This window comes from Cellulosimicrobium sp. So1_17 (genome assembly GCF_055181235.1).
This window is the reverse complement of sequence record NZ_CM143702.1, coordinates 463,239-483,989: the sequence shown is the minus strand read 5'-3', so window position 1 is coordinate 483,989 and position 20,751 is coordinate 463,239. Positions and strand designations below refer to the sequence as shown.

16 protein-coding genes and 1 pseudogene are annotated in these 20,751 nt (G+C 74.8%); 9 read left to right on the top strand and 8 right to left on the bottom strand.

Going from position 1 to position 20,751, the window contains the following annotated elements; translation table 11 throughout:
* The first annotated feature begins 212 nt into the window (after nucleotides 1-212).
* Nucleotides 213-773: a YbhB/YbcL family Raf kinase inhibitor-like protein gene (locus ACZCLJ_RS02145; protein ID WP_463105303.1), complete on the top strand. Its 561-nt coding sequence runs from the start codon at nucleotides 213-215 to the stop codon at nucleotides 771-773.
* A gap of 71 nt (nucleotides 774-844) precedes the next feature.
* Nucleotides 845-1,423 carry a YbaK/EbsC family protein gene (locus ACZCLJ_RS02140; protein ID WP_463105302.1) on the top strand — a complete coding sequence of 193 codons (579 nt, stop codon included), beginning with the start codon at nucleotides 845-847 and terminating at the stop codon, nucleotides 1,421-1,423.
* Between the two features lie 67 nt (nucleotides 1,424-1,490).
* On the opposite strand, the gene ACZCLJ_RS02135 is transcribed toward ACZCLJ_RS02140, so the two are convergent.
* From ACZCLJ_RS02135 to ACZCLJ_RS02115, 5 genes are all read right to left on the bottom strand, one after another.
* Nucleotides 1,491-2,495: a siderophore-interacting protein gene (locus ACZCLJ_RS02135; RefSeq protein WP_463105301.1), complete on the bottom strand. Its 1,005-nt coding sequence runs from the start codon at nucleotides 2,493-2,495 to the stop codon at nucleotides 1,491-1,493.
* Between the two features lie 80 nt (nucleotides 2,496-2,575).
* Nucleotides 2,576-4,741 carry an iron ABC transporter permease gene (locus ACZCLJ_RS02130; protein ID WP_463105300.1) on the bottom strand — a complete coding sequence of 722 codons (2,166 nt, stop codon included), beginning with the start codon at nucleotides 4,739-4,741 and terminating at the stop codon, nucleotides 2,576-2,578.
* A gap of 37 nt (nucleotides 4,742-4,778) precedes the next feature.
* A complete protein-coding gene (locus ACZCLJ_RS02125; protein WP_463105299.1) occupies nucleotides 4,779-5,780 on the bottom strand; it encodes an ABC transporter substrate-binding protein in 1,002 nt (333 codons plus the stop codon).
* A gap of 62 nt (nucleotides 5,781-5,842) precedes the next feature.
* Complete coding sequence (locus ACZCLJ_RS02120) at nucleotides 5,843-6,703, bottom strand: ABC transporter ATP-binding protein (RefSeq protein WP_463105298.1); 861 nt, start codon at nucleotides 6,701-6,703, stop codon at nucleotides 5,843-5,845.
* A gap of 59 nt (nucleotides 6,704-6,762) precedes the next feature.
* Entirely contained in the window at nucleotides 6,763-7,623 is an 861-nt protein-coding gene (locus tag ACZCLJ_RS02115) for an endonuclease/exonuclease/phosphatase family protein (RefSeq protein ID WP_251151417.1), read from the bottom strand.
* 133 nt (nucleotides 7,624-7,756) lie between these two features.
* Between ACZCLJ_RS02115 and ACZCLJ_RS02110 the strand changes: the two genes are divergently transcribed.
* The 4 genes and pseudogenes from ACZCLJ_RS02110 to ACZCLJ_RS02095 all read left to right on the top strand — a co-directional run bounded on the left by ACZCLJ_RS02110 (nucleotide 7,757) and on the right by ACZCLJ_RS02095 (nucleotide 10,559).
* Nucleotides 7,757-8,386, top strand: a complete 630-nt coding sequence (locus ACZCLJ_RS02110; RefSeq protein WP_251151418.1) for a nucleotidyltransferase family protein — start codon at nucleotides 7,757-7,759, stop codon at nucleotides 8,384-8,386.
* Between the two features lie 79 nt (nucleotides 8,387-8,465).
* A pseudogene (locus ACZCLJ_RS02105) lies at nucleotides 8,466-8,914 on the top strand (SRPBCC family protein).
* Between the two features lie 113 nt (nucleotides 8,915-9,027).
* Nucleotides 9,028-9,849 carry an alpha/beta fold hydrolase gene (locus tag ACZCLJ_RS02100; RefSeq protein WP_463105297.1) on the top strand — a complete coding sequence of 274 codons (822 nt, stop codon included), beginning with the start codon at nucleotides 9,028-9,030 and terminating at the stop codon, nucleotides 9,847-9,849.
* Complete coding sequence (locus ACZCLJ_RS02095) at nucleotides 9,846-10,559, top strand: esterase/lipase family protein (protein ID WP_251151421.1); 714 nt, start codon at nucleotides 9,846-9,848, stop codon at nucleotides 10,557-10,559. The genes ACZCLJ_RS02100 and ACZCLJ_RS02095 overlap by 4 nt, the downstream gene beginning before the upstream one ends.
* Nucleotides 10,560-10,574: 15 nt before the next feature.
* Here the strand turns inward: ACZCLJ_RS02095 and ACZCLJ_RS02090 are convergent, their stop codons facing one another.
* Both ACZCLJ_RS02090 and ACZCLJ_RS02085 read right to left on the bottom strand, forming a co-directional pair.
* The gene (locus tag ACZCLJ_RS02090; RefSeq protein WP_251151422.1) at nucleotides 10,575-11,456 is read right to left on the bottom strand and encodes a TrmH family RNA methyltransferase; all 882 of its coding nucleotides are present in this window, start codon (nucleotides 11,454-11,456) and stop codon (nucleotides 10,575-10,577) included.
* 18 nt (nucleotides 11,457-11,474) lie between these two features.
* The gene (locus ACZCLJ_RS02085; protein ID WP_463105296.1) at nucleotides 11,475-14,816 is read right to left on the bottom strand and encodes a hypothetical protein; all 3,342 of its coding nucleotides are present in this window, start codon (nucleotides 14,814-14,816) and stop codon (nucleotides 11,475-11,477) included.
* Between the two features lie 146 nt (nucleotides 14,817-14,962).
* Here ACZCLJ_RS02085 and ACZCLJ_RS02080 point away from each other — a divergent pair, with 146 nt between their 5' ends.
* Genes ACZCLJ_RS02080 through ACZCLJ_RS02070 form a run of 3 tightly spaced genes read left to right on the top strand, consistent with a single transcriptional unit; the run spans nucleotide 14,963 to nucleotide 18,530 of the window.
* Nucleotides 14,963-15,220 (top strand): type II toxin-antitoxin system Phd/YefM family antitoxin, encoded by a 258-nt coding sequence (locus ACZCLJ_RS02080; RefSeq protein WP_463105295.1) that lies wholly within the window; start codon nucleotides 14,963-14,965, stop codon nucleotides 15,218-15,220.
* The gene (locus tag ACZCLJ_RS02075; RefSeq protein WP_463105294.1) at nucleotides 15,217-15,639 is read left to right on the top strand and encodes a PIN domain-containing protein; all 423 of its coding nucleotides are present in this window, start codon (nucleotides 15,217-15,219) and stop codon (nucleotides 15,637-15,639) included. The genes ACZCLJ_RS02080 and ACZCLJ_RS02075 overlap by 4 nt, the downstream gene beginning before the upstream one ends.
* Before the next feature lie 50 nt (nucleotides 15,640-15,689).
* Nucleotides 15,690-18,530: a cation-translocating P-type ATPase gene (locus ACZCLJ_RS02070; protein ID WP_463105293.1), complete on the top strand. Its 2,841-nt coding sequence runs from the start codon at nucleotides 15,690-15,692 to the stop codon at nucleotides 18,528-18,530.
* A 201-nt stretch (nucleotides 18,531-18,731) separates the two neighbouring features.
* Here the strand turns inward: ACZCLJ_RS02070 and ACZCLJ_RS02065 are convergent, their stop codons facing one another.
* Nucleotides 18,732-20,696: an ABC transporter ATP-binding protein gene (locus ACZCLJ_RS02065; protein WP_463106337.1), complete on the bottom strand. Its 1,965-nt coding sequence runs from the start codon at nucleotides 20,694-20,696 to the stop codon at nucleotides 18,732-18,734.
* Nucleotides 20,697-20,751 lie beyond the last annotated feature (55 nt).

Genomic DNA, 20,751 nt, shown 5'->3' with positions numbered 1-20,751 from the left:
CGTTCGAACACCTCCAGTGTTCGACCGCGCTGGCGACCGTGTCAACTCCGGACGGGCAGGTCGTCGGCTTCGTCCGAATGCTCCTGCGAAACCCTCGACCATCGGTCGAACGTCGCCCCCGCCGTCGGCGAACCCTCGACCTCTCCCTGAGCCTTACCCCGCACCGGGTGCCGTGAGATGCCTGCGGGCGCCCGGTTCGGCACGATGTGGCCATGACCACTGTGGACCTCGACTCGCGCCCCACCGCACCCGACCCCTACGACCGCCTGCCCGCGGTCCCGTCCTTCGCGCTCACGAGCACGGACCTCACCGAGGGCGAGCCCATGCCGGCCGCGCACGTCGCCGCGGACGGCGACCGCTCCCCTGCCCTCGCGTGGTCCGGCGCCCCGGAGGGCACCCGCTCGTTCGTCGTGTCGTGCTTCGACCCGGACGCCCCGACCCCCGCCGGCTTCTGGCACTGGACCGTCGCCGACGTCCCCACCACCGTGACGTCCCTCGAGACCGGTGCCGGGGCCCCGGACGGCGCCGGGCTGCCCGGCGGCGCGTTCCAGGTCCGCAACGACGGCGGAGAGCCCGGCTACACGGGCGCCGCGCCGCCCGCGGGCGATCGCCCGCACCGCTACGTGTTCGCCGTGCACGCGCTCGACGTCGACTCGCTCGCGGACATCGCGGGCCTCGGCCCCGACGCCACGCCGACCGCGGTAGCGTTCAACGCGCTGTTCCACACGCTCGGGCGCGCGACCCTCACCGTGACGTACCAGGCGCAGGGCTGACCGCCCGGTCCTGGTCGGGACCGGTCGGCGGGCACGCTCGACGTACCGTCGCCGAACCACCGGAAGGACCCATGGACGCACCGGCCCTGCCCACGCTCGGCTCCCTGCTCTGGGAACCCGCGCTCGACCACCTCGACCTCGTCGCCCCCGTGACGGCGGACGCGCTGCGCCGCTGGGCCGACGTCGACCCCGACGTCGCCGCCCTGGTGGCCGTCACCGAGATCGACCCCGGCCTCGCGGACACCGCGACCCTCAACGAGACGTTCGCGCTGCCCGTCGAGGCGTCGGCGAACTGCGTCGTCGTGGGCGGCTCGCGCGCGGGCGACGAGCGGGTCGCCGCCGCCGTGGTGCGCGCGCACACGCGCGCCGACGTCAACACGCGCATCCGCAAGCTCCTCGACGTGCGCAAGGCGTCGTTCCTGCCGACCGACCGCGCGACAGCCGGGTCCGGCATGGAGTACGGCGGGATCACACCGGTCGGGCTGCCCGAGGGATGGCGCGTCCTCGTCGACGCGCGCGTCGTGACCGACGGCGAGCTCGCGCTGATCGGCAGCGGGGTGCGCCGCTCGAAGCTGCTCCTGCCGGGCGCGCTGCTGGGACGCCTGCCCGGCGTCGAGGTGGTCGACGACCTCGCCGTCCCGGTGGGCTGACCCGTCCGCACGGACGCCGAGGGCCCCGCCGGACGATCCGGCGGGGCCCTCGCACGTCAGGACGTCGTCAGCTCTCGGCGCGGCCCTCGCGCCAGTAGCCCATGAACGCGACGGCGCGGCGGTCGACGCCGAGCTCGGCGACGAGGTGACGGCGCAGCGTCTTGATGGCGCTCGCCTCGCCCGCGAGCCACGCGTAGAGGACGGTCTCGTCCTCGAGCAGGGCCGGGACCTCCCACAGGATGGACGCGTCGACGTCGACGTCCTCGAGCGAGTCGGCGGTGACGCACTGCACCGGCGGGTCGGTGCCCAGCACCCCCGCGCCGAGGATCCGCTCGGCGGCCTCCTTGACGGCGGGCACGAGCAGCGCGCCGTGCTCCGCACCCTCGGCGTGGCCGTCGACCTCGTCGCGCGCGAGGAACGTCACCCGCACGCCGGCCGGGGCGACGAGCTCGCGCGCGTCGTCGGCGTGCGGCACCTCGACGAAGACCTCGCCCCACGCGTCACCGGGAAGGTCCTCGCAGATCGCGGCGATCGCGGGCAGCGCGGTCTCGTCGCCCGCGAGCAGGAGCGCGTGGGCGCGCGCCGGCGGGTGGAACTCGATGCCGCCCGTGGGGCCGTCGGAACGCGCGTCCGGCCCGAGCAGGACGAGCGGCGTGCCGACCTCGGCCCCGAGCGCCCAGCGCGACGCGGGACCGGCGTCCCCGTGGAGCACGACGTCGACGTCGACCTCCCGCACCTCGGGACGCACGGCGACGGTCGTGTAGGTGCGGAACGGGTTCCGACGCTCCTCGGGCTGGGCGCGCCAGGCCGCGTACCAGTCGTCGGAGCGCACGAGGTGCTCGTAGCCGCCGTCCGCGAGGGGCAGGACGAACTTGATGCGGACGTCGCGGCCCGGGTCGGCGAAGTGCTCGAGCTCCGGTCCGGTGAACGTGAAGCGGCGGAAGCTCGGCGTGAGCTGCTCGATCCGCGCGACCTCGACGTCGAAGAACTGCCACGGGTTCGCGCGCCGCGCTGCGGCGCGGGCGGCGGTCCGACGGGTGGCGGTCCGGGGCATCTCGACGGTCTGACTCACACAGGTGAGGCTAACCTACGCGACACCACCGTGGTCAACCCGTCCACGTCCGGAACGGCCAGGACCGGCGGTGATCCGCGTCACGCGCTCCGGCCGCGGCTGCGCCACAGGAGGTAGACGAAGTACGGCGCGCCGAGGAGCGCGGTCCCGAGACCGGCGGGGATCTGGTCGGGTGCGATGACGAACCGGCCGAGGGTGTCCGCGACCGACACGAGCAGCGCACCCAGCAGCATCGCGACGGGCACCACGCGGGAGTGCCGCGACCCGACGAGCGCCCGGGCCGCGTGCGGGGCGACGAGCCCCACGAACGCCATCACACCCACCGCGCACACCGCGGCCGCGGTGAGGAACGCCGCCGCGCCGAGCAGCAGCAGGCGCGTGCGGTCGAGGGAGATGCCGAGCACGCGCGGGGTGTCCTCGTCGAGCGCGAGGACGTCGAGGTCACGACGGTGCACGGCCGCCAGCGGCGTGACCACGAGGAGCGCGAGCGCCACGGGGATCACCTGGCTCAGCGTGCGACCGTACGTCGAGCCGGACAGCCACGTGAGCGCGAGGTTCACGTCCCAGGGCGCGACGACCACGATGATCAGGGTGATGAGCGCCATGACGCCGGCCTGCGCCCCGATGCCGATGAGCACGAGCCGGTCCGAGCTGAGACCACCGCGGTACGACAGCCCGTAGACGAGGCCGAAGACCGCGAAGGCCCCCACCGCCGCCGCGGCGGACATCGGCCAGATCCCGACGCCGGGGACGAGCAGGATCATCGTCACGGCGCCGAGGCCCGCGCCCGACGTCACGCCGAGCAGGCCCGGCTCGGCGAGCGGGTTGCGGCACACGGCCTGGACGATCGTGCCGGCGAGCGCGAGCGCGGCACCGGCGAGCAGGGCCGCGAGCACGCGCGGGAGGCGCTGGTCGAGGACGAAGTCGACCTGTCTGCCGGCCACGCCGTCCCACCAGTTCGCGACGTCGCCGAGGAGCACGACCCGGTCGCCGAGCAGGAGGCCGGCGACGGTCGCCGCGACGACGAGCAGGCCGAGCAGGCCGACGACGACGAGGACGGTCGTGCGCGTGCGCGGGCGACCGAGCGCGCCGTGGGTCGACTGCGCGCCCGGTCCGGCGTCACGCAGCCGGCGCGCGAGCCAGATGAGCAGGCCGGCACCGAGGACCGTCGTGACGACGCCCGTGGGGACCGCGATGGACGTCGTGCCGGGCAGGAGCACGCGGAGCAGCACGTCGGCCCCGAGGATGACGACGACGCCGACGACCGCCGCGAAGGGCAGGAGCAGGGCGTGCCGCCCGAGACCCGGGACGCGCCGTGCGACGAGCCGCGCGATGACGGGTGCCGCGAGGCCGACGAACCCGACCGGTCCGGCGACGGTCACCGCGATCGCGGCGAGCAGCACCGCGACGAGGACCGCCACGACGCGCGTGCGCCGCACGTCGACGCCCAGCACCGTCGCGGCGTCGTCGCCGAGCCCGAGCAGGTCCAGCCGGCGTGCGAGCAGGAGGGCGCCGAGCACGCCCACGACGACGACCGGCGTCGCGAGGGTCACCGTGCGCGTGCCCGACTGGACGATCGAGCCGCTCCCCCACGCGAACAGCCCGAGGGTCTCCTGCTCGAAGAGCACGAGGAGGACCGTCGTCAGGGCGTGCAGGGCGAGCATGATCGCCGACCCGGCGAGGACGAGGCGCGTCGGCCCGTCGGCCCCGCCGCGGGACAGGACGAGGACGAGGCACGCCGCGGCGAGCCCACCGAGGAACGCGAGACCGCCCTGGAGGTAGAACGGCACGCTCAGGCCGAACGCCGCGACGGCGACCACCGTGAGGTAGGCGCCGGCGTTGACGGCGAGCGTGTCCGGGGACGCGAGCGGGTTGCGCGCGACCGACTGCAGCACCGCGCCCGCGACGCCGAGCGCGACCCCGAGGAGCAGCCCCGCGAGCAGCCGCGGCACGCGGGACGCGACGAGCACGGCGACCGTCTGGTCCGCGCCGTCGCCGGTGAGGAGGCGCAGCAGGTCGAGCGGGCCGACCGCCGCGGTGCCCTGCGAGAGGTGCACCGCGGCGAGGACGGCCGCGAGCAGGAGGGCGAGGCCGAAGGCGGTGACGATCCCGAGCCGGGACGACCGCACGGGGCGCTCGGCCGGGACCGGCGTGCCCGGCCCCGGCTCCTCGGTCACGACGGCCGGAGCCGGCTCCTCCAGCAGGAGGGCGTCCGGCTCCGCCGTCGTGCGGTCACGCGTCGTCATCGCGGTGCGTCGTGCCTCTCGTCGCCCGAAGGGGTGGTCAGGCCGTCACGGCGGCGACGAGGGCGTCGACGTAGGCCGCGCCGGAGAGCGGGCCGCCGAACATCCAGATGCCGTCCGGGAGGCGGTGCACGTCGCCGGCGGTGACGAACGGGAGCTGCTCCCACACCGCGTTGCCCGCGAGGCCGTCGACGAACGGGTCGCCGCCGTCGGCGTCGTTCGCGGAGTAGACGAACTGCACGTCACCGAGCTGCGTGAGGCCCTCGACGTCGGTCTGCGCGAGCCCGTAGTCCGGGTCGCCGCCCTCGGTCCACGCGTTGACCAGGCCGACCTCCTCGCCGAGCGCGCCGAAGTACGACCCGGGCGTGTACATGCGGATCGCCACCGTGTCGTTGGTGATCCAGCCGTCCGCCATGGCGAACTCGCCGCCCGCGAGCCCGGCCTCCTCGATCGCCGTCGTGCCGGCCTCGACCGTCGCGTCGAACTCCTCGAGCACGGTCGCCGCCTCGTCCTCGGTGCCCGTGACCTGCGCGAGCGTCTCGACCGTGGAGCGCATGTAGCCGAGGGGGTCCTCGCCGTCGGAGCCGCGCAGCGCCAGGACCGGCGCGATCTCCTCGATCTGGGCGATGACGTTCTCGGGAATGTCTGTCGTCGTGACCACGAGGTCGGGCTCGAGCGCGGAGATCGCGTCGAGGCTCGGCTCGCCGCGCGTGCCGACGTCGGGCGTGCCCTCGTCGATCGGCGCGACGGTGTTCCACGTGTTGTAGCCCTCGACGTCGGCCTGGCCCGCCGGGTCGACGCCCAGCGCGACGAGGTTCTCGGTGAGGCCCCACTCGAGCGAGACGACGTCCGCGGCCGGGGCGTCGAGCGTGTGCTCGCCCCGCTCGTCGGTGTAGGTGACGGGGCCGGCCGAGTCGCCGGCCGCGGCGTCCTCGGTCGCGTCCGTGGCCGGGTCCTCGGTCGTGCCGCACGCGGCGAGCGCGAACGTCGTGGCGAGCGCGAGGGCGCCCACGGCGAGCGAGCGGGATCGGGAGGAGCGCATGGGTGTCCTTCGGTTCGGTGGGGTGCCCGCGGCGCGGGCGGAGGTGCGGAAGGGTGGAGCGGTCAGACGTGCAGGGCGGCGCCGGCGCGGGACGCGTGGCGCCCGAGCGGCTCGCAGCAGGTGCGTCCTGTGAGCGGGTGCGTGTAGACGTCCACGTGGATGCCGTACACCTCGGTGAGCAGGTCCGACGTGAGCACGTCCTCGGCGCTGCCCGACGCGCGCACCACGCCCATCTGCAGGAGCACGACGTGGTCCGCGACGGACGCCGCCTGGTTGAGGTCGTGCAGCACGACCCCGACGGCGACGCCGTGCTCGGTCGCGAGGTCGCGGACGAGGTCGAGCAGCTCCACCTGGTACCGCAGGTCGAGGTAGGTGGTGGGCTCGTCGAGCAGGAGCACGCCCGTGTCCTGCGCGAGGCACGTGGCGAGCCACACGCGCTGCAGCTCCCCGCCCGAGAGCTCGTCCACGCCGCGCTCGGCCATCGGCGTGATGCCCGTGACCTCCATCGCGTGGGCGACGGCGCGCGGCCCGTCGGCGTCGTTCGAGCGGAAGCGTCCCCGGTACGGGTGGCGCCCGTACGCGACGACGTCGCGCACGCTCACCCCGCTCGGGGTGGGCCGGCTCTGCGACAGCAGGGTGACGCGGCGCGCGAAGTCCCGGGGGTGCAGCGCGAGCGCGTCGGCGTCGTCGTCGAGCCTGACCGTCCCGGCGTCGGGGCGGTGCAGGCGCGCGAGCGAGCGCAGGAGCGTGGACTTGCCGGACCCGTTGGGGCCGATGAGTGCCGTGACCTCGCCGGGGACGAGGTCGAGGCCGGCGCCGTGCACCACGGTGCGGGCGTCGTACGACAGGTGCAGGTCGTGCCCGGACAGGGCCGCGGCACCGAGCCGGCGGGACGTGTCGGGCACGACTGAGGTTCCACTCACATAGGTGAGGCTAATCTATGCACGGCGTGCTGATCCAGGGGCTGCGGGTGCGACGGACGTCACGCCCGTCGGGTACCGGGCTCGTGCTGGTGGGCCGACGGCGCGCGGTCCTCGTCCGCGGCGTGGGCCCGCGTGGGTGACGCGACGTGCTCACCGCCGAGCGCGACGGGCACGACGAGGGCGCGGTGGTCGGACAGTCCCGTGTCGACCGCGAGCGCCGGCGCGGTGGCGCGGACCGCCCCGTGCGCGAGCACGTGGTCGAGCTGGCGCGCCGGTGCCCCGACGGGGAACGTCGCGGCGCTCGCCAGCGGCTGCCACCCGCTCGTGCGGGCCGCCTGCGGTGCGTCGATGTTGAGGTCGCCCATGAGCACGACGGGCTCTACGGCGTCCTCGGCGAGCGAGCGCGTGAGCCGGACGAGCTGGGTGAGGTTGCGCCCGGGCACGAAGGTCAGGTGCGCGCACACGACGGTGAGCGGCCCTGCGGGGGCGTCGAGGCTCGCCACGAGCGCGGCGCGCGGCTCGTCGCGCACGAGCGTGGGCACGCGGCTGCCGGGGAAGCGCACGGGCACCCGTGTGCGCGGCGGCGGCATGACGACGGTCCGCCAGGCCCGGACGGGGAACCTGCTCACGACGGCGATCCCGTACGCCGCCTGGCCGGGCTGCTGCTCCCCGGTGGGCGCGGACCACACGCCCGGCTCGCCGACGAGGGTCGCGACGAACCGGTGGTCGACCGCCCCCGCGGCCTCTGCCGCGACGGCCGTGAGGTCGGCGCCGTGGGACCGGGGCTGGTCGCGGTCGACCTCCTGGAGCGCGAGGACGTCGGCGTCGAGCGCGCGGACGGCGCCCGCGAAGCGGTCGAGGTCGACCCTGTCGTCGACCGTCGACCGCCCGTGGAGGATGTTGAACGTCGCGAGGCGCATCGTCTCGATTCTGGGTGCGCCGGCGTCACGCCGCACCCCGCACGGTCCGTCCGGCGCGGCACGCGTGCGCTCGACCGGCGTGCGACGGGCGCGCGACGTGCCGGTGGACGGCGCGTGGTGTAGACCCTGGGGCATGGTGGACGACAGAGAGGCCCTGCACGACGGCCTGCGCATGACCGCGGCGGCGCTCGCCGAGGCCGGGATCCCGCACGCGCTCGTCGGCGGGTACGCCGCGTGGGCGCGCGGCGCACCCGAGCCGAGCCACGACGCCGACTTCGCGATCCGCGAGGTCGACGTGGACCGGGCGCGCGAGGTGCTGGCCGAGGCGGGCCTCGAGATCACGGAGCCGACGGAGAACTGGCTGTTCAAGGCGTACCACCACGGCGAGCTCGTCGACGTGCTCTACCGCATGGTCGGCGAGCCGATCGACGACGACCTCCTCGCCCGGACCGACGAGCTCGAGGTCCTCGCGGTGCGCATGCCCGTGCTGTCGGCGACGGAGATCATGGCGTCGAAGCTGCGCGTGATCGGCGAGCACTTCTGCGACTTCTCGCGCCTGCTCCCCGTCGCCCGTGCGATGCGCGAGCAGATCGCCTGGCCCGAGGTGCGCGAGCGGGTCGACGACAACCCCTACGCCCGCGCGTTCCTGTTCCTCCTCGACGAGCTGGGCGTCGTCGACAAGGCGGAGATGCGCGACCCCGCCGCGGAGCGCGGCGCGGCGTCCGGCCCCGCCTCGGGAGACCCGTCGAGCCACGTGGAGTGACGGCGGCGCTCGGCGCGCGAGCGGACGCGATCGTGCTCAGGGTGGAGGGGTACCGCCCCCGACACCAGGAGGTATCTCGATGAGCACGGTCACCCAGTCCGTCGACGTCAGCGTCCCGTCCGCACCGCCTACGACCAGTGGACGCAGTTCGAGGAGTTCCCCCGCTTCATGGAGGGCGTGGAGGAGATCCGGCAGCTCGACCCGACGCACACGCACTGGAGGACGAAGATCGGCGGCGTGGAGCGCGAGTTCGACGCCGAGATCACGGAGCAGCACCCCGACGAGCGCGTCGCGTGGAACAGCACGTCCGGTCCGGACCACGCGGGCGTCGTGACGTTCCACCGCCTGAGCGACGCCGAGACGCGCGTGACGGTCCAGCTCGACTGGTCGCCCGAGGGCGTCGTGGAGAAGGCCGGCGACCTGCTGCAGCTCGACGAGCGCCGCGTCAAGGGCGACCTCGCGCGGTTCAAGGAGTTCATCGAGTCGCGCGGCGTCGAGACGGGCGCCTGGCGCGGCGACGTCAGCTGACGGTTGAAAGAACCACGACGGAGCGGGTCCGGGGCCTCCCCGGGCCTGCTCCGTCGCGCCGGCGGCCTCCGGCGGCCGTGCGCACCGGCTCCGCGTGTCCCATGCTGAGGCCCATGCCCGCTCGCACGTCGTCCTGGATCCCGGTGGAGGACGAGACCGACGTGCGGTTCACCGTCGGCGACCTCACGGCCGTCGCGCACGTCAGCGGTGCCGTCTCCCCAGCGCTCGTCGTCGTCCTCGTGCACGGACTGGGTTCCTCCGCCCGCGCCTTCCGTCCGGTCGTCGACGAGCTCGCACGCCGCGACGACCTCCGCGCGGCCGTCCATGCCATCGACCTCCCCGGGTACGGCGCCTCGCCGCGCACAGGACGCGACGTCCCGCTCGAGGAGCACGCGGCGCTCGTCGCCACGTACGTCCGCGACCACGTCCTGGCTGCGTCGCCCGACGGCGTCTCTCCGCCCCCGGTCGTGCTCGTGGGCCACTCGATGGGTGGCCAGGTCGTCGGCCAGGCGATGGTCGACCACCCCCGCGAGGCCCCCGCCGGGGTGCTCGTCGGACCGACCGCGGACCGCCACGCCCGCACCGCGCCGCACCACGCCCTACGCCTCCTGCGCGACGCGTTCGGCGAGCGGCCCCGAGCGCTCGGGACGCTCGCCGTCGACTACGTGCTGCGCTGCACCCTGGCGTACTACGCGCGCCAGACGCGACGCATGCTCGCCCACCACCTCGAGGAGGTCGTGCCGCGCGTGCCGGGACGCCTCGTCGTGCTGCGCGGCAGGGCCGACCCGGTCGCGCCGCACCGCTGGGCCCGCGAGCTCGCGGACGCCGCGCCGCACGGCGAGCTGCGCGAGGTCGTCGGACGTCACCACGCGATGGACTCCGACCCGGGCGCGATCGTCGACGCGGTCGTCCACGCGGCGAAGGAGGTGCCGTGAGCGCAAGCATCTCCACCCGCGCCCGGCACCTGGCCGACTGGGCCGCGGACTACGTCTACGCGGGCACCCGACAGGTCGAGCACGGCCTGCGCGCCCGACGAGCGGTGCCCTCCGGCGCGGGCGACCGCGCCCCGGTCCTGCTCCTGCCCGGCGTGTACGAGACGTGGCAGTTCCTGCTGCCCGTGGCCCGGCCGCTCGCGGCGGCGGGCCACCCGGTGCACGTCGTGCCGGACCTGCGGTACAACCGCGCGCCCGTCGCGGCGGGCGCCGGGCTCGCCGCGGCGTACCTCGAGGAGGCCGACCTGCGCGGCGCCGTCCTCGTCGCGCACAGCAAGGGCGGTCTGATCGGCAAGCGCGTCATGCTCTCCCCCGCCGGCGGTCGTGTCGCCGGGATGGTCGCGGTCGCGACGCCGTTCCGCGGCTCGCGGTGGGCCCGCTACCTCGTGGGCCGTACGCTGCGCGCCTTCTCCCCCACCGACACCGAGCTCCTCGCGCTCGTGGCGGAGCGGGCCGTCGACGCGCGCATCACCGCCGTCTACCCGCGGTTCGACCCGCACATCCCCGAGACCGGCGCGCTGCCCGGCGCGACGAACATCGAGCTGCCGCTGTCCGGCCACTTCAGGCCGCTCGGCGACCCGCGCCTCGTCGAGGTCGTCGTGCGCGAGGTCGAGCGCCTCGCGGCAGCCGTCGCGCCGCGCCCCGAGCCGTAGTCGGGGCGAGACGTCTCAGGCGACGCGCGTCGCCCAGAACGCCACCGCCGACGCCGCGGCGACGTTGAGCGAGTCCACTCCCCCGGCCATCGGGATCGTCACGACCCGGTCGGCCGCCTCGACCGCGCCGCGCGACAGCCCGTCGCCCTCGGTCCCGAGGACGAGCGCGAGGCGCTCCGGCGCGTCGGCGACGAGGTCGTCCAGGGTCACCGCGTCGTCGGACAGCGCGAGCGCCGCGACCGTGAAGCCGTCCTCCTGCAGCGCCGCGAGCCCGCCGGGCCAGCTCTCGAACCGCGTCCACGGCACCTGGAACACCGTGCCCATGCTCACGCGCACCGACCGGCGGTACAGCGGGTCGGCGCACCGTGGCGAGACGAGCACGGCGTCCACGCCGAGAGCGGCCGCAGAACGGAAGATCGCGCCCACGTTCGTGTGGTCCACGACGTCCTCGATCACCGCCACGCGTCGGGCGCCCGCCCCGCCACGGGCGCCCGTCACGAGCGCGTGCACGCTGGGCAGCGGCGGGCGGTGCATGGCCGCGAGCGCCCCGCGGTGCAGGTGGAACCCGGTGATCGCCTCGAGCACGTCGGGCTCGCCGACGAACACCGGCACGGGCTCGCCCGTGCCGCCCGGCGCGTCGTCGACGGGGAACCTCGCGGCGAGCCCGGCGATGTCCTCGGCCAGGTCCGCGAGCCAGCGCTCCGCCATGAGGAACGACCGGGGCCGGTGCCCCGCGGCGAGCGCGCGCCGGATGACGGTCGAGCTCTCCGCGATGTAGAGCCCCTTCTCCGGCTCGTGCTTCGCGCGCAGCGCCACGTCGGTCAGGCTCGTGTAGTCGGCGAGCCGCTCGTCGGCGGGGTCGGTGACGCGGACGACGTGCAGGCTCTCGGGGATCACGCCGTCGATTCTCCCCGATCAGCCGACCGCGGCGGGAACGCCGAGCACCGGGGGCGGGGTCGCCCGGTGGGTGCTCGCGCCGGGCCGCGGCGTGCCGAGCCTCCCGAGCACCGTGTCGAGGGCCAGGTGGTACGCCCACGCTCGGGGGTAGGCGCTGTGCGCGGCCACGGTGAGGAGGTACGCGCCGCGGTCGACCTCGTCCGCGCCGTGGTCCACGGGGTTCGTGCCGTAGGACACGACGGGGAACCCGAGGAAGTCCGTACGACGCCACAGGTTGACCCACGCGGGCTGTCGCTCGTGGTGCCGCAGGAGCCGGACGAGCGTGGGCGTCGCCGGGTCGAGCGGTGCGGTGCCGGGCCCGGCGCACGCGCGCGACCACGCGGCGTCGGCGGCGCGGCGCTCGGCCGTCGCGTCCTCCCCGTGGAGGCGCGCCGTCCGGTAGGCGCGCTCCGCCGCGTCGGCGTCGTCCCCGAGCGCGCGACGCCCCGCCACGACGGCTCCCGTCACGGCGTCCTCCGCCACCTCGAGCGGCACCCGGGCGGCCTCGAGCGCCTTCCTCGCCGCGGCGACGTCGGCCCGCAGCCGCTCGACGCGGTCCTCGGGCATCCGGCGCGCCGTCGCGCTCCGCAGGCGGCGCTCGGCCTGCCGCAGCTCGGCGTCACGTTCCACCGCCTTCCTGCGCAGCGCGTCGTGCGCGGCGAGCGCGCTCCCCGCCGCGCTGCCGGCCCGTGCCCCGGGGGCCTGGAGCAGAGCGGCGTCGCGCAGCGCGACCCGGGGGTTCGTGGTCTGCCGACGCCACGGGTCCCCGCGCCACGCCGGCCCGCCGCACGGCGGAGTCCCGAGCACCTGCGGACCAAGCAGGGACGGGAAGAACCGGCCGAAGTACGGACGGAGCTGGACCCCGTACGTGAGGAGCCCGAGCCTGCCGTCGCCGTCCGTCCGGAGCGCGGGCGCGACGTCGCCGGTGCGCGGTGCCGGGTTCCCCGCGCGGCCCAGCACGACGGCGACCGCCATGACGGCCCCGAGCGAGTGCGCCGAGAGCACGACGCGACGCCGTGGTGCCACGCCCGGCCGTCGGGCGGCCGGAAGGTCCTCGGCGTCGAGCCACGCCTCCACGCGCGCCGCGACCTCGGGGACGGTGCGCTCGGCGTAGCACGGCGGGCCGAACGGGTGCGCGCTGCGGGGCAGGAAGCACATGAGGTCCCACAGCAGGCCCCAGGGCCGGGAGACCCCCTCCGCCCCTGCGGCGACGAAGCTCGCCACGAGCGCGACGGCGAGCGCCCCGACCGCGGGCACCGCGACGGCGGCCAGCTGGTCCCAGCCGAGATCCCAGACCCCCGCCACCGACTCCCCGGCCCGCCCCAGCAGGATCGTCACCACGAGCGTGCACCAGGACGCGAGGGCGAGGACCCCGACGGCGTTCTCGGCCCGGTGGGTGACGCCCGCCACCTGTCGGGCGCGGACGGCTCGACGTGCCGCGACGGGGATGTCGGCGACCCGCTGCCGCGTGCCCTCGGTCCGCTGCCGCTCGGCCTCGGCGATGCTCGACGCCGCCCACGCCGTCGGCCCGGTCGTGTCGGACTCCGTCCCGGCCGCACGTCCGATCCACGTCGTCCACGGTCGGGTGAGGTCGTGCAGCCCCGGCGCGGCGAGCGCGAGCAGCCCGAGGAGCGCCGTCGCGCAGAGCACGAGGGCGCTGATGCCGAACTCGGTGTACGCCGACGGCACGGGCACGTCCTGCACGCCCGGAACGGTCCGGACGATCGCGACGCTGAGCTGGCCCTCGGCGTCCGGGCGCGTGTCCCGGCCGCCCGCCAGGTAGACCTGGGTCCCCAGGACCAGCAGGCTCGTGAGCACGGCCGCCGTCGCGGTGGCGGTCAGCAGGAACACCCCGGGACCGGCGCCCGACCAGCCCGACCAGCGCTCGGGGCCCTGCCGACGGACCGGCGAGAGCGCCGGGACGAGCGCGACGCCGAGCGGCACCGCGAGCGCCGCGACGGCGCCCCAGACGAGGAGCGCGTTGGTGGTCTCCCCGTACGCGGCGACGGCGCCGCCGTCGTCCACCACCCGCGCCACGGCGACGACCGCGAGGCACCCCGTGACGACCAGCGGGACCGTCGCCCAGACGAGCGTCGGGACGCGTCTGCGCCACAGCAGCGCGGCCGCGGCGATGCCGGTCAGGGCCGCACCCAGCATCGTGGGCGCGACGTCGATCCCGACGTACGACGGCAGCTCGACCCCCGGGGCCCGGCGGGAGCTGAGCACCGCGGAGGCGACCCAGAGGGCCACGGCGAGGACGAGTGCGGCGACGGCGAGGGCGCCCTTCCAGCGGGGCGGCGTCACCTGGATCCCGTCGTCGTCGTTGCGCAGCGCGACGACCACCCCGCACAGGGCGAGGACGACCGCCCCGGCGACGAGGAGGGCCGTGCCCGTCCCCGACCGGTCGTCGGTCCACGCGAGCAGGACCGCGACGAGCGCCACCGCGCCCGCGAGGTGCGCGAGGAGAGCCGAAGGGCCGGCGACGCGCCGGCTCCAGAACCCGGCCCGGTAGAGCAGCGGCCCCGTGCCCGCGCCGACACGCACCTGCCCCGCCCGCGCGAGGGAGACGCGCTCGTCGAACCGGACCTGGCCCGCACGGGCGACGGCGACGAGCAGGAGGACGACGGCGATCGGCACGAGCGAGAGCAGCACCACCCGGTCGCCGTGGTCGGTGCGCGCGAGTCCGTCGAGCAGCGACGGGACGCGCGCGCACACGTCGACGGTCGTCGCGTCCGGCGCCACGACGCCCATGCACCGCGTGCCGACGACGAGGACCGTGACGGTCGTGACCGCCGCGGTGAGGAGGAGCGTGAGGGCGAGACCGAAGACGCGGACGGCCGCCGCCGTCGCCTCGGGCCGCGCGCGCTCGACGGTCTCGTCGGAGCGGCGAACCGGGGCGCGGGCGACCTCGTCGTCCTCGGCCTCGGGCACGCGCCGGGCCCAGTACGCGACGTTCGCGAGACCGAACGGCACGTTGAGCGCCCACAGCGCGCGCGTCAGCCCGCGGCCGACGGCGCCGACGGCCCCGGACAGGGGAAAGGCCCCGAGCCGCGCCATCGCGCCCCACGAGTAGGCCTCGCGCCGCACGTCCGCGCGGACCGCGTGGAGGTCGCCCGGCGCGACCGGGTGCTCCGCGGACCCCGGCACGCGATCCCGCGCGTCGGCCTCGGCGTTCGCGACCCAGAAGCTGCCCAGGCCGTCCCCGTCGCACTGCTCGACCTCGCCCGGCGGGAGGTCGAGCATGCCGTGCGGCGGCGTGTTCGCCACGCCGTGGATCCGCAGCTCGAGGACGGTCCGCTCGGTCGTGCGCTCCTCAGGCATCCTGCCCACCTCCGACGTGCACGTCGTGCGGCCGTCGCGCGACGCTGCCCACGACGTAGGGAGGGTCGAGCGGCGCGAACCTGCCACGGGACGGCGCCAGGAATTCTGTCCAGACGGTCTAGACTGGCCAGCGGGAGGTGGCGACGATGACCAGCTGGCAGGTTCAGGACGCGAAGCAGCGTCTCAGCGAGGTGCTGCGACAGGCGGCCGACGGCACACCCCAGGTGATCACCCGGCACGGCAAGGACGTCGCCGTGGTCGTGGGGATCGACCTCTATCACGAGCTGACGGGCGTCCGACTCGAGCTCGTCGACTACCTCCTGCAGGCGCCCGAGGCCGAGGACCTCGAGGTGGTGCGCGACCGGTCCACCCCGCGCGAGGTCGACCTGGGGACCGGTTCGTGAGGTATCTGCTGGACACGAACGTCGTCTCCGAGCTGGTCAGGTCGCGCCCCCAAGCGCACGTCGTGTCGTGGCTCCGCGGGCTGCGCACGGACCAGCTCCATCTCTCCGTGCTGACAGTCGGGGAGATCCGCGCCGGCGTCGAACGACTGGCGCCACGCGACCCGCGACGGGCGAACGCCCTCGACGCGTGGGTCCGTGGGCTGGAGGACGGCTACGCCGACCGCCTTCTGCCCGTGACCCTCGACGTCGCCGCGCGGTGGTCGACGCTGCACGCGACGCGGACGCTCCCGGCTGTGGACTCGCTGCTCGCGGCGACCGCGCTCGTGCACGGCCTCACGGTCGCGACCCGCAACGCCCGGGACTTCCGTGACACGGGCGTCCCCGTCGTCGACCCGTTCACCGACCCGACCGGGCGCTGAGGGACGTTCGCCCTCTCGCGCGATGCGCCCGCGAGCGGTCGAATGGGCACATGGGACCCGCGCCGGACGCCGTGCCGACCTCCACCACGACCCTCGCCGACGACCCCGCGCTCGCCGCGCCGTGGTCCCGGCCGCCCGCCGACGTCGTCGTCGCGCTGCGGTCCGCGGACGGCGGCCTCGCCGGTGACGACGCCGCCGCGCGCCTCGCGGAGGTGGGCCCGAACCGCCTCGCGCCGCCGCAGCGCGACCCGCTGTGGAAGCGCATCCTGGTCCACTTCGACGACATCCTCATCTACATCCTGCTCGTGTCCGCGGTGCTCAAGGCGATCCTCGGCGACTGGGTCGACTTCACCGTGATCCTCGCGGTCGCCGTCATCAACGCGGCGATCGGATTCGTCCAGGAGGGCCGGGCCGAGAGCGCGCTCGACGGCATCCGCAACATGCTCTCGGTCACCGCGCAGGTCCGGCGCGACGGGGCGTGGGCGAGCATCGACGCCGACGACGTCGTGCCGGGCGACGTCGTGCGCGTGCGCTCGGGCGACAAGGTGCCCGCCGACGTGCGCCTGCTGCAGGCGACGAACCTGCGCGTCGAGGAGTCGGCGCTCACGGGCGAGTCGGTGGCGTCGTCGAAGAAGGTCGCGGCCGTCGAGCCGGACGCGGGTGTCGGCGACCGGACGAGCATGCTGTTCTCCGGCACGATCGTCGCCGCCGGGCAGGGCGTGGGCGTCGTCACGGCGACCGGCCAGGCGACCGAGATCGGCCGCATCCAGACGATGATCTCCGAGGTCCGCAACCTCGAGACGCCGCTCACGCGCCAGCTCGACCGCTTCGGCAAGATCCTCGCCGTCCTCATCCTCGCGATGGCCGTCGTCATGGTGATCATCGGGCGCGTCGTCCACGACTTCTCCGTGCCCGAGCTGATCTCGGCGTCCATCGGGTTCGCCGTCGCGGCGGTCCCGGAAGGGCTGCCCGCGCTCGTGACCATCACGCTCGCGCTCGGCGTCCAGCAGATGGCGCGGCGGCGCGCGATCACGCGCAAGCTCCCCGCGGTCGAGACCCTGGGATCGGTGACGACGATCTGCTCGGACAAGACGGGGACGCTCACGAAGAACGAGATGACCGCGCGCACGGTGCGCGCGTCCGCCCGGTCGTTCGCGGTCGCGGGCGCCGGGTACGCGCCGGTGGGCGAGGTCACGGTCGGGTCCGACGGGGCGGGGCCGGTCGGTGCGGGGACCGACGCACCACGCCGGCACGCCGACCTCGCCGAGGACCACGACCTCGCCGCCGTGGCGACGGCCATGATGCTGTGCAACGACGCGCGCATCGTGCCCGACGACGCCGACGCCGACGGGTGGCGCCTGGTCGGCGAGCCCACCGAGGGAGCGCTGCGCACGCTCGGCATGAAGGCCGGCGTCGACCCGACGGGGTGGCGGCGCGTCGCCGTCGTGCCGTTCGAGTCCGAGAACAAGTTCATGGCGACGCTCGACGCCGATCCCGACGGCGCGCTGCACGTGCACGTCAAGGGTGCCCCCGACCGCGTGCTCGACCGCTGCTCGACGCAGACCGGCACGGACGGGAACCCGGAGCCGCTCGACCGGGACCTGTGGGAGCAGCAGATCGACGCGCTCGGCGCGCGCGGGCTGCGCGTCCTCGCCGCCGCCCGCACGACGGCGGCCGAGGGCACGTCGACGCTCGACGCGGACGACGTCGCGACAGGGCTCGAGCTCTGCGGTCTCGTCGGGATCGTCGACCCGCCGCGACCCGAGGCGGTCGCAGCGATCGCCGAGTGCCGCGACGCGGGCATCCGCGTGAAGATGATCACCGGCGACCACGCCGGGACGGCCGTCGCGATCGGTCGGGAGATGGGCATCGTGGACGGCTCCCCCGACGGCGGCGACGAGCACTCCGCCCCCGCGGTCCTCACCGGCCCCGAGCTCGAGGCGATGTCGACGGAGAAGCTGCGCGCCGTCGTGCGCGACGTCGACGTCTACGCGCGCACGAGCCCCGAGCACAAGATCCGGATCGTCTCCGCGCTGCAGTCCCACGGCGAGGTCGTCGCGATGACGGGCGACGGCGTGAACGACGCACCGGCCCTCACGCAGGCGGACGTCGGCGTCGCGATGGGCATCAAGGGCACCGAGGCGACGAAGGAGGCCGCGGAGGTCGTCCTCGCGGACGACAACTTCGCGACGATCGAGCGCGCCGTGAAGGAGGGGCGGCGGATCTACGACAACATCCGCAAGTCGGTGCTCTTCCTCCTGCCGACCAACGGCGCGCAGTCGCTCGTCATCCTCGTCGCAGTCCTGTTCGGGCTCACGCTCCCGCTCCAGCCCGTCCAGGTGCTCTGGATCAACATGATCACCGCGGTCACGCTCTCCCTCGCGCTCGCGTACGAGAGGGCCGAGCCCGACGTCATGCGCCGCGCGCCGCGCGACCCCGGCGCGTCGATCCTGGACGGCGCGTACCTGCGCCGCGTCCTGCTCGTGTCGCTCCTCATCGGCGGGGCGACGATCCTGCTGTTCTACGTCGAGCGCGCGCAGGGCGTACCGCTCGCGGAGGCGCAGACGACGGCCGTGACGATGCTCGCCCTCGGCCAGCTCGCCTACCTCTTCAACTGCCGGTTCCTCGACCGGTCGAGCCTCACGCTCGACGTCCTGCGCGGCAACCGGGTGGTCTGGATCTCGGCCGCCACGCTGCTCGTCCTCCAGGCGGTCTTCGTCTACGCGCCCTTCATGCACACGTGGTTCGAGTCCGCACCCATCGACGCCGCGGAGTGGGGCAAGACGCTCGGGCTCTCGGTCGTGGTGTTCCTCCTCGTCGAGGTCACGAAGTGGGTCGACCGGCGCTGGCTGGCGCGCGACCACGTCCCCGCGCAGGCGGTCCGGGCGTGAGCGGGCGGTGCGCCACCGGGCCGGGATCGGCCGGCTGACGCCGGCCGCCGCGGCCTCGGACCCCTGGACGACTCGGCGGCCCTGCACGCACCCGCGAAGCACCGTCCGTACCGCCCCGTCGCCGTCGAGGTCGTCGTGCTCGACGACCACGACGGCGACGGGGCGGGCGAGCGCCCCGCGCCCGGCGCCCGGCGCCCGGGCTCAGCCGGCCGACGGCGGGGCCGGCACCCGGTCGGCGGAGACGGCGGGCGGCTCGGCGTCGTCCTCGGCCTCTGCCCCGAGCGGGGCGGCGAACTGGCTCTCGTAGAGGCGCGAGTAGGCACCGCCCGCGGCGAGGAGCTCGTCGTGGGACCCCTGCTCGACGATGTCGCCGTGCTCCATGACGAGGATCGTGTCGGCGTCCCGGATGGTCGACAGGCGGTGCGCGATGACGAACGACGTGCGCCCTGCGCGCAGCGCGTTCATCGCCTGCTGCACGAGCACCTCCGTCCGCGTGTCCACCGAGCTCGTCGCCTCGTCGAGCACGAGGATCGCCGGGTCGGCGAGGAACGCGCGCGCGATCGTGAGGAGCTGCTTCTCCCCCGCGCTCACGCTCGAGCCCTCGTCGTCGATCACCGTCGCGTACCCGTCGGGCAGCGTGCGCACGAACGGGTCGACGTGCGTCGCCCGCGTCGCGGCGAGGAAGGCCTCCTCGTCGACGTCCCGGCCGTCGCGCACGCCGTACCGCAGGTTCTCCTCGATCGTGCCCTTGAACAGCCAGGTGTCCTGCAGGACCATGCCGATGTCGGAGCGCAGGTCGTCGCGCGTCATGTCCCGGGTGTCCACGCCGTCGAGGGTGATGCGACCCGAGTCGACGTCGTAGAAGCGCATGAGGAGGTTGACGAGCGTGGTCTTGCCCGCGCCCGTCGGCCCGACGATTGCGATCGTCCGGCCGGGCTCCACCGTCAGGTCGAGGTGCTCGATGAGCGGGACCTCGGGGTCGTAGGAGAACGACACGTCCTCGAACGCGACCCGGCCCCGGACCGTGCCGACCCTCGCGGCGGGCGACGGATCCGGCGTCTGCTCCTGCGCGTCGAGCAGGTCGTAGACCCGCTCGGCCGACGCCACGCCGGACTGGAGCAGGTTCATCATCGACGCGATCTGCGTGATCGGCTGCGTGAACTGGCGCGAGTACTGGATGAACGCCTGCACGTCACCGAGCGTCATGGTGCCGGACGCGACCCGCAGGCCACCGACCACCGCGACGATGACGTAGTTGAGGTTCGCGATGAAGCCCATCGCCGGCTGGATGGTGCCGGAGATGAACTGCGCCTTGAAGCTCGCGTCGTACATCGCCGCGTTCTCGCGCTCGAAGTCGTCGATCGCCGTCTGCTGGTGGCCGTAGACCTTCACCAGGGTGTGCCCGGTGTACATCTCCTCGATGTGGGCGTTGAGACGCCCGGTCGCGGCCCACTGCTGGATGAACTGCGGCTGCGAGCGCTTGGCGATCTGGGCGGTGACGACGACCGACAGCGGGACGGTCACGAGCGCGACGACCGCGAGCAGCGGCGAGATCCAGAACATCGCGCCGAGCACGCCGACCACCGTGAGCACCGACGTGACGAGCTGGGACAGCGTCTGCGTGAGCGTCTGCGAGATGTTGTCGATGTCGTTCGTCACGCGCGAGAGGATCTCGCCGCGCTGGTTGCGGTCGAAGTACGACAGCGGCAGGCGCGCGAGCTTGGCCTGCACCTCGACGCGCAGCCGGTAGACCGTGCGCTGCACGACGATCGCCGTGATGCGCCCCTGCAGCCAGCCGAACAGGAACGACCCCACGTACACCGCGAGCACCCAGCCGAGCACGGTCGCGAGCGCCGTGAAGTCGATCCCCTCGCCGGGCACGAGGCCCGGGACGCCGGAGACGAGGTCCGCGACCTGGTCCTGCCCCTGCGACCGCAACGCCTCGACGGCCTGCGCCTGCGTCGTGCCGGCAGGGAGCTGGGACCCGACGACGCCCGCGAAGATGATGTTCGTGGCGTTGCCCAGGAGCTTGGGTCCGGCGACCGCGAGCGCCACGGACACGACGCCGAGGATCACGACCGCGACGATCGGCACGCGCTCGGGCCGCAGGGACGCCGCGAACCGGCGCAGCGACGCCTTGAAGTCCAGCGCCTTCTCCGCGGGCATGCCCATGCTGCCCATGGGTCCGGGCCCGCCGCCGCGGGGGCGGCCCTCGAGACGC